The sequence below is a fragment of the Gemmobacter nanjingensis genome (assembly GCF_014652195.1).
Lineage (GTDB): Bacteria > Pseudomonadota > Alphaproteobacteria > Rhodobacterales > Rhodobacteraceae > Gemmobacter > Gemmobacter caeni.
Window position 1 is genome coordinate 1 of sequence record NZ_BMYI01000048.1, and the last position, 6,124, is coordinate 6,124.

The window sequence follows — 6,124 nt, forward strand, 5'->3', positions numbered from 1 at the left end:
CGTCTTACGCTTGGCAGTCCACCGCTTGATGCTGTCGTCCATTGTCACACTCATCGCTACCTTCTCCTTTGTAGCATGAGCAGAGTTTCACTGGGTCGATACACGAAGCCGATGATTCATTGTCCAAATGGTCGGGGAGCGGGCGGTCGCTACCCAGCGCACCAACGGCAGGAGTGCGCAATTTCCTGCCCTTTCGGAAATTGAGTGCCGAGCGGTGCGGGTCGCTGCACGCGCAAGAACTTCAGTTCTAAGAAAACTGAACCAGAATTGTCGATTTTGCCCTGAACCTTGCCGGCAGCCACGCAGGAAACCCAGCCGCGGTCGGACGATCATGACATTGACTAGACGCAGTAAGCGATTAAAGCTAGCTTTGAGAACTGGGGGGCTGCACATGGCATTTGTACAGGAAGAATTACTTCAGGCGTGGGGCAATCCTCACACCAGCCGTGTTGTCGAACGACTGCACCGTTTCGCTTTCATCCCAAATGAACTGCTCGAAAAACTTGCTGACATGGCTTTACACGAGAATTGGGGTAACAACTACCATGTGCTCAAGAAATACCTTGCAGTCCAAGTTGCTTGGAGTATCGAACAGGGAAAATTCACTGAAGGCGAAAACCAGTTCTACGTCACTGCAGGGCACCTTCAGACGCGTTATGGAACGCCAATCTATCTAGCATTTAGCAGAAACAGAAACTTAGGCCGAGAGCCATTCTACATGGTTGCGGTCGAATCGAACATGTCAGCGCCGAGGTTGCCAGTGCCGCCGGAGATTCCGGCGCCCACTGAAATCCCGGTTGGGGTCGAGATCGTAATGATGCACGATCACATCCTCGACGACAACGCTGACCGAGTGCCGTTCTTCGCGAGGACGCCGAGAGTAGCTCAAATGTGTGCTGTCTCGGGCGCCATTCAGTGGTCACTCAATCGAAAGCTCCACCTAGCATATTGGTATTTCGGGCAGATGAGTTATGTGGTCCCGCTGTATCTGAGCAGCCGCGAGGATATCACTTTAGCTCCCGACTTGATTGCGCCCATCCAAGTTAATCCGGGAAGTCTTCTTGTGCGGACTGTGTTGAAGCCGGTTATGCCGTTCGGCAATGCACGCGTAGCTGTGCAGCGGCACGACCAATTGCCGCACTGGTTGTTACAGGCTTGGAAGGAATATGCCGCCGCCGCGACCGAGGATGAGATCGAGAATCCTGAGGCGACTCTAGGATAGTCTCCCAACTTTAGAAGCGACGTGCTTGCGATAAAGATCGGCGCACTTCGCGCTTGCATTATGTTCCGAAAAGATGCCGATGATCTGTTCCTAGGTGCGTTGTACCTCCGGCGTAGTTTATCCTATCGTTGGCGCGGGCTTTAATCGCTGTGGGAGGAAAAATCCCTAGACTAGATCAGCGCTTCAGCACATCGAACTTCTTCGGTGCTCTCGGCAATCGCTTCATGGGCAAGATTTCACCCTCACATGAAATTTCGGAAGTCGTAGACATCATCAACCATGTTGGGATTTTGCTGAATGATGTCCGCGAAAGCCTTGGAGTAACCGAGGGTGACAGGCAGCTTCTTGTAGAGCGTGTTGTTGTTCCAATCCATTTTGGTTAGCCCTAGAATTCCAGCGCACGTGTCGTGCCAGCCGCCTTGGCCCGAGAAACGTCGGACCAGCACCGGTGAAGGGGTCGGCTTGAGCGCGCCCTCTTTATAGACGTCCCGATCTGCGCGATTCATGTGAACGCCACGCACGCTGCCTTGCGTCCACAGAAGCGCCTCGCTGGAACTGATCGGAATGTACGTGCCGCGGGTTACGGGGTAGCCGTCCGGCTTGTCCTGCGCATTGAAGCGCACGCCTTGCCACGCGACGTTTCGGACGATCTGAACGAGTTCCACATCGGTTCCTTGGCGGAAAGTATCGATGGCGCCACGGATCTCGTCGTCCTTGAACTCGGTATTCTTGTGTATGGTGATGCGCGAGGGCGACTTTCCGAAATGCGCGCTCTGATATATCTCAAGGCTCCGCGAGAGCACGGCCTGCATCTCGATGTACGAAAGATAGGGGTTCTTACGGCGATCCTGCGTAAACTCGCGCGCATCATAGGCAACGAACCGGAAACCCGTGCCATCGGGGTCGAAGACTTGGCTGCAGCACGTCGTGTAGTGGTTACCCATCTCATCGGACTTCATTGCGTAGCTGATGCCGATGAAGGCTTCGTCGGGATTGAGGCCGGCAAGCTTCCACGGCACGCCGCCGGCTTTGGCATAGGCTGCGACACTCAGGCCCCACATGACATTGGCCCGGCAGGCTCGCTCGAAGCTGTTCTGTCGTACGATCTGGATCGGGATGTCCGAAGGGGCGCAGAAGGCCTTTAGGTAGTCGTGAAAGTTGAAGTTTTCGCCTTCGAAGCAAGCCGCCCAGCTTGGCGGTAGGTAAATGAGTGCGACATCGAAGCTGCTCCGCAGACTGCGGAGTCGGGCTATGCACTGGAATAGCTCGGCCGCCAGGCGCTGTTTGTTGCCATCTCGCGCAAAGTCATCCAGCGCATCGGGAACGATATGACGAGGCGGTCATCCTCCCGCGCGATCGGCATCTTGAACAGGGTACTGAACCCCGGATATTCCGGATAGTAATTGGTGGCTTCCTTGGGTTTCGCGGGACGCTCGAATTCTGCGACGAGACCTCGAAGCTTGCCGAGATCGCGGGCGGGTGCCAGCAGCGCCAGCCGCAACGCATTTGGCGATCCATATCGAAGGCCGTAAGGGCCGTGTTGGATCAAGCCCATGAGCGGGTGCTTTCCCAGCCCCTCTCCCGCGAAGCGCAATTCGGGTTCGGGCACGAAGGCGTAACCGCTGAGTTCCGATGCGAGCGCACTCATGCCGTCGTCCTTCGCGAGAACGCAGTACGGCTTCCAATATGAAAAGTTGGCGTCTCTGCTTCGCTACCGTCATCGAAAGGCCGGAGAGCGAGCTCGGCATTGCGCGCGTTCGTTGCGAGGACGATTTCCGTCCAAGCGTTAAGCAACAGATTATGAGTACCGTTGTATCGCTGCTCCTTTCGTTTATCCAGAAACTGGGTCGCCACAGTGCGAGCGTGGGTCGGCCATATCCAGATGTCGGGCTCAAGTAGGAGCCAGGTGCGCGCGTCTTTGCAATCAAGCGACACGCGCAGTGCTTCGGCCCATTGCACCTTCTGCGCCACAGGATGCTCGTGATCGACCGGGCTCAGGAGACCGGGTATTAGCCCCGCGGTTTTCCCCACGACGCGTTGCAAAGGCGCGAGCGGCCCAACCTCGACCGCGTGCGGATCCACGATTATGTATCCGGCGGAAGGCTTCATACGCGGCAGGAGGGGCTTGTCCTTGGTCAGGGCGGTGATCAGCCCTTCTTCGAAAAATGCCTTTAAGTGAAGGTTGTCGGCGGCATGAAAGTCGTCCGGAAGATCAATCTCAACCATCCCCGTGAGCGACGTCCCAAAACACGCTCGAATGTCATCGGCGCGTCCCCAGCAGCAGATATGCTCGCCTTTCGTGACGATAACAGTGCTCCTATGATCCTTAGTCGCTTCCCGTAGATCAGCCCATTCCTGTGGTCGCTTGAACTCCAGCTTGAAGCACCGCTGAGGAAGGCGGACCGGCAAGCCATTAAGACGGATGAGCGGTTTCGCATTTCCGACAAGCGGTAGCGGAATGGCGACGTCCGCGACCTGCGCCCTTCGAACCTTCATATCGAGATCAATAGGCTTGCCGTCGAGTTGCCGCCAAAGGCGCGACATGAAGGCGTCAAAGGTTTCGACTTCGACGTACTCTGCCTGCACACCGGTCTTTCGGGCCTTCTCGAGCATGGCCCCAACCGCTGGATGGACCGGTGACCCCTTGAGACCCGTCCAGTACAGCCCTTGCGGGAACGGGTTGGGCGAATCGAGAACCCGGTCAATGATCGACATTACGCTGGCATCACGCACTGTACCCGACCACGATCATGCCAAAGCGTGTTCCGCAAGCGAGAAAGGCCTTTGTTAGGTCCTCGTTCTGGCTCGCGAGGTCGGCGCTAAGGTTTTTCAGGCTCTCAAACCGAAAGTCGCCATGCAGCTTGCAGTAGAAGGGATATTCTTCATTGAGGAAGGCATTCGCGGCTGAAGTGGTGCCCTCGAGGGAGTAAGCCTGAAGCGACAGGCCGCCCATCTCAGCCATCGCCTTCTCAACGACGCTGTCAAAGTTGGTCGTAAAGACGGCTCTGCATAGACCAGCGCATAGCAAAGCGCCGAGGACACGATTTCCCGCCGACAGCGACACTTTCTCTTCCGAAAGGATGCCCTTGAGGTAGCGTCGTTGTCGTTCTCGGTCTTCTCCGAATATCTTCTCGAAGTAGATGGAGTATTCGGCGTCCGACCATTGGGGTGGAAAACCTCTTGAGTCCATGAACTGCTGGATGCGATGGCGCACCGCATCATTCTGTATGTCTTGAGGAGAGACCTCACGGTTTTCTTCCTGACGGTAGTATCGCCGCTTCAGGTCCCAAATGATGTCGCCAGCGGTGGGAAGTCCTGCCGTGCGCGAGGCCCCAGCGCCCAAAAACCAGGCGAACTGGGCGGGCCTCTCGGCGATCAGAGTTATGAGTTGAGACTGAAGCATACCCTTTTGATTGCCGCGGATCCCCGGCCCCTTTCATGATTCCATGAAGGGCATTACAGGACAGTTTAGCCCCGCCGCGCTACACATAGTTTCGGCTTTCTATGCCTCCGCAGGCGGCAATGCAGGGCGATTGCCCGCCGCGCACAGATGACCTCTTCGCCAAATTGCCGCGACCACCATGCAGCATCGCCGTCAGACAGCTTCCCGCCGCCGCGGAGGCGCCTTGATTTGCGCTGCGCCCTGCACGAGCGGCTGGAATGGGGCTGGAGCGGTCATCTGCTACGCTTGGCACGAATGGCCAGTTGGGCCGCGCGAGCGACGCCAAAGGTCAGACCTGCCCCCTGACGCCCTCTGGGGGCGTCTGTCCGGACATGCAGAGCGGTTCATGCAATGGGTTTAGCCCATGGCTTAGCGCCCGAGGGCAACGTATCTGTAGATCGGCTTCTTCTCTACGACTTGCGTAAACCCGAGGGAGGCGTTCCAGCAGTTCCGCCGAGAACCACCAGCGCTATGATGGCAACGACTGGTGTCAGCAACAAACCGACAATGACCCAGGCAACGGGCGACCGGCCGCGCTCGGTCGCCATGGACGCCGGTACGAAAAAGTAGAACCAAACATTAAAGATCAGCAGCAGGACTACGATTACGCCGCCTGCAAAGCTGTTCATGCGGTCTCACCTCCCCTTCGCCTTGATGAAGGTTCTAGCGCCTGACACTGGATGCCTACAAGTGTTCCAGCGCGCCAAGATGCCAACTGGCTGCTTGATCCGTTGAGGCACCTCCCACTCAGCCAACATCGCGAAAAATCAGTTGCATGTTCGGGGCGAGGCATCGCGCAGCCGGGCAGGTCAGCCCGACGCAAAATCAATGACTTAACCGAACATGCAACTGGCTCCGGAAACTTGCGGCCCGATTTGCATGTTCGGATGGCCGGTTCGGCCGCGATTTTCAGCCGCCAAAGGCTCAAGATTGAAATTTCTCGTCGTGAAAACGGACACTTAAACGGTCCCTTCTCCGCTGGGCAAAACGCCCGTTTCGGAGATCTAACATAAAGGGGCTTACGCGCTTGCGTTCATAGTTTCTCCGACAGGCAAGCGGCCCGAGCGAGAACTGAACTTCATAAAACTACATTTAACCAATGATTTACCAAAACATCCCACACCTTCCCGACTGTTCCCACCTTTGTGCAGCTTTCTGTGTCAACTCACAGCTGTAGCGTGACGGCAAAAGCTGCAGAGTTTTACAGCAAATCCTGCAGCAGAGCGATTTTTTACCTCGACCGTCAAAGGGCGCTGCAAAGCCCCGGTTAACGCCAGCCCTCAAATCACCAGGCCTGCCATCGCCGCGCCGACTTCCTCAGGTGTCGTCGCGGCGTCGATTGCTGCGCTGGCGGTAAGGCGGAGGGCCTCCAGATCGGCGGCGGTGCTGCGCCAGAGGGTGGCGAGGTTGAGCCAGATCTGCGCGAGGCTGGCGCCATCGGGGGCGGTGATGCCCAGCTC

At 57.0% G+C, this 6,124-nt stretch carries 6 protein-coding genes and 1 pseudogene; 1 reads left to right on the forward strand and 6 read right to left on the reverse strand.

The features are described 5' to 3' along the window. The first annotated feature begins 391 nt into the window (after window positions 1-391). Window positions 392-1,222: a DUF3825 domain-containing protein gene (locus tag IE126_RS25175; protein ID WP_189383100.1), complete on the forward strand. Its 831-nt coding sequence runs from the start codon at window positions 392-394 to the stop codon at window positions 1,220-1,222. A gap of 242 nt (window positions 1,223-1,464) precedes the next feature. On the opposite strand, the gene IE126_RS26175 is transcribed toward IE126_RS25175, so the two are convergent. The 6 genes and pseudogenes from IE126_RS26175 to IE126_RS25195 all read right to left on the reverse strand — a co-directional run. Further along, a complete protein-coding gene (locus IE126_RS26175) occupies window positions 1,465-2,283 on the reverse strand; it encodes an argonaute/piwi family protein (RefSeq protein WP_229825930.1) in 819 nt (272 codons plus the stop codon). Window positions 2,284-2,471: 188 nt separating this feature from the next. Then, a complete protein-coding gene (locus IE126_RS26180; protein WP_229825933.1) occupies window positions 2,472-2,870 on the reverse strand; it encodes a hypothetical protein in 399 nt (132 codons plus the stop codon). Then, on the reverse strand, window positions 2,867-3,937 hold the full coding sequence (locus IE126_RS26185) for a hypothetical protein (protein WP_229825935.1): 1,071 nt from the start codon (window positions 3,935-3,937) through the stop codon (window positions 2,867-2,869). Before IE126_RS26185 ends, IE126_RS26180 begins: the two co-directional genes overlap by 4 nt. Before the next feature lie 10 nt (window positions 3,938-3,947). Beyond that, window positions 3,948-4,625, reverse strand: coding sequence for an SIR2 family protein (locus IE126_RS26190; protein ID WP_229825937.1), 678 nt, complete (start codon window positions 4,623-4,625; stop codon window positions 3,948-3,950). Between the two features lie 449 nt (window positions 4,626-5,074). Next, entirely contained in the window at window positions 5,075-5,293 is a 219-nt protein-coding gene (locus tag IE126_RS25190; RefSeq protein WP_189383102.1) for a hypothetical protein, read from the reverse strand. Window positions 5,294-5,944: 651 nt separating this feature from the next. Next, a pseudogene (locus tag IE126_RS25195) lies at window positions 5,945-6,124 on the reverse strand (hypothetical protein); the annotation flags it as partial.